The following is a 276-nucleotide window of genomic DNA, read 5'->3' on the forward strand; positions in this document are numbered from 1 at the left end:
GCGGTGGAGATCACTGATTTCTTCGGCAACCCTGCCCAGGGCAAGGAATACAACGTGGACTGGGACCCTGCCTCTGCCGAGAAGGGCGGCGGGTTCAGTTCGTTCATGGAGAAGGAAATCCATGACCAGCCCGACGCCGTGGCGCAGACCCTGCTGGGCCGATCTGACATTAATGGCAAGCTGACCCTGGACGAGCTGCGGATCGATCCGGAGCTGTTGAAGAAGGTCAACAAGATTATCGTGCTGGCCTGCGGAACCGCCGCGTATGCCGGGACC

1 pseudogene is annotated in these 276 nt (G+C 60.5%); it reads left to right on the forward strand.

Annotation, left to right across the window (positions count from 1 at the left end):
* Positions 1-276: pseudogene (locus FDW81_RS17990) on the forward strand (glutamine--fructose-6-phosphate aminotransferase); the annotation flags it as partial.

It is taken from the genome of Pseudarthrobacter sp. NamB4, from assembly GCF_005796185.1.
In the GTDB taxonomy this organism is placed as follows: Bacteria; Actinomycetota; Actinomycetes; order Actinomycetales; family Micrococcaceae; genus Arthrobacter.